This is a genomic window from Streptomyces sp. ActVer, assembly GCF_027270795.1.
GTDB lineage: Bacteria > Actinomycetota > Actinomycetes > Streptomycetales > Streptomycetaceae > Streptomyces > Streptomyces umbrinus_A.
This window is the reverse complement of sequence record NZ_JAPWHT010000827.1, coordinates 1-1,944: the sequence shown is the minus strand read 5'-3', so window position 1 is coordinate 1,944 and position 1,944 is coordinate 1. Positions and strand designations below refer to the sequence as shown.

The 1,944-nt window shown below is 71.8% G+C and carries 2 protein-coding genes; one reads left to right on the top strand and one right to left on the bottom strand.

Going from position 1 to position 1,944, the window contains the following annotated elements:
- Positions 1-296 (bottom strand): DUF6214 family protein (locus O3Q52_RS52510; protein WP_269655456.1); only part of this gene is annotated, 296 nt, incomplete at its 3' end.
- Positions 297-521: 225 nt separating this feature from the next.
- Between O3Q52_RS52510 and O3Q52_RS52505 the strand changes: the two genes are divergently transcribed.
- Complete coding sequence (locus tag O3Q52_RS52505) at positions 522-1,874, top strand: FAD-dependent oxidoreductase (RefSeq protein ID WP_269655455.1); 1,353 nt, start codon at positions 522-524, stop codon at positions 1,872-1,874.
- Positions 1,875-1,944 lie beyond the last annotated feature (70 nt).

Below are 1,944 nucleotides of genomic sequence, written 5' to 3'. Positions count from 1 at the left end.
CGTGCGTGCCGCTTCTCCGGAGACCCGTCGGCGAATGCGGCGCCCACCGGTTCCGCCGCGCCCCCGCACGCCTCCAGGAGCGGACCCTCGATCCAGTCCGGAAGAGCCGCCAGGTCGTCGAGCGAGAGCGCCGGCCGGGCCCGTACGTCCTCGACGGAGACGGATCCGTCGCACACCACGGCGAGCACGTCGACCTGGGCGCCGTCGTCGAAGGACAGCCGGACGTTGCACCACGTCGTCGCGGTGTCGCGCTCCTGCCCGCGCTCCCGCACTTCCCAGGCGGGCCACACGGACACGACACCGTCTGGCCCAAATCGATCAAAAAGATTAAGAAAGGATGCTTCCAGCACATACTCAACGTAACCGCATGATCACATTCACTGCGAATAGGCACGCGTACGTTCCTGGCGGGGCACTCCGTCGGCGCAGCACCGTGTTCCGCCCCTCCCCGGGCGCGCCGTGCGGTGCGATGCTGGAAGCACCAGCGATCTCCTCGTTCTCCTCGGGGAAGGGGTTCAGCCGTGCTGCAGGTCGCCGTCGTCGGCTCGGGGCCGAGTGGGGTGTACACCGCACAGGGTCTCGTCCAGCAGGGCCAGGTGCCGGAAGTCAGGGTGGACGTCCTGGACCGGCTGCCGTGCCCGTACGGCCTGGTGCGCTACGGCGTGGCACCCGACCACGAGAAGATCAAGTCACTGCAGAACAATCTGCGTACGGTCCTGGAACACGAGCGGGTCCGTTTCCTCGGCGGTGTCCTGGTCGGCCCGGACGGGCTGCCTGCCGCCCGGCTGCGGGAGCTCTACCACGCGGTCGTGTACTGCGTGGGCGCCGCCACCGACCGGCATCTCGGGGTGCCCGGCGAGGAGCTGCCGGGCAGTTGGTCTGCGACCGAGTTCGTGTCCTGGTACAGCGCGCATCCGGACTCCCTGTCCGACGGGTTCGTGGTCGGCGCGCGGGCGGCGGTCGTCATCGGCGTGGGCAACGTGGCGGTGGACGTGACCCGGATGCTGGCCCGCGGCGCCGCGGAGCTGAGCCCCACCGACATGCCCCAGGCGGCGCTCGCCGCACTGGCCGACAGCCGGGTGCGGGAAATCCAGGTGGTGGGGCGGCGCGGCCCGTCGCAGGCCCGCTTCACCACCAAGGAGCTGCGCGAACTGGGCGGCCTGCCGGACACCGAAGTGGTCGTGGATCCCGCCGAGTTGGCGCTCGACCCGGCGTACGCCGACCCCTCCGCGCTGCCTGCCGCGCAGCGCCGCAACGTCGAGGTACTGCGCGGCTGGGCCGAACAGCCACGCCCCGCCGGCAGCCGACGGATCCGGCTCCGCTTCTTCCTCCGCCCGGTCGAACTGCTCCCGGACGGAGGGCGCGTGGGCGCCGTCCGCTTCGAACGGACACTCCCGGACGGCCGGGGCGGCGTGAGGGGGACGGGCCAATTCGAGGACATCGAGGCCCAGTTGGTCCTGCGCTCGGTCGGCTACCGCGGAGTGCCCCTGGAGGGCCTCCCCTTCGACACGGGCCTCGGCACCGTGCCCCACCTCGCGGGCCGCGTCCTCCGCGACGGCTCGGTCTCCCCCGGCGAGTACGTGGCCGGCTGGATCAAACGCGGCCCCACAGGCGTCATCGGCACCAACCGCCCCTGCGCAAAGGAAACGGTGACGTCACTCCTGGAGGACGCGCCCACGCTCGCGCAGCGCGAGGTGCCGCCCGACCCACTGGCTGTACTGAGGGCGGCGGGCCTAAACCCGGTCGAGTGGGAGGGCTGGCAGGCGATCGAACGGGCGGAGGCGGAACTGGGCGCCTCCTTGGGCAGGCGCGTGGTCAAGCTCCCCGACTGGCAGTCACTTCTGGAAGCGGCCCGCACGACAGGCGCCCCCTAAGGGGCGCGGGGCTGTGACATTTTGCGGCTCCGCCGCGTGGGCGCGACCAGCCCCTGACGGCCCGCAGGCG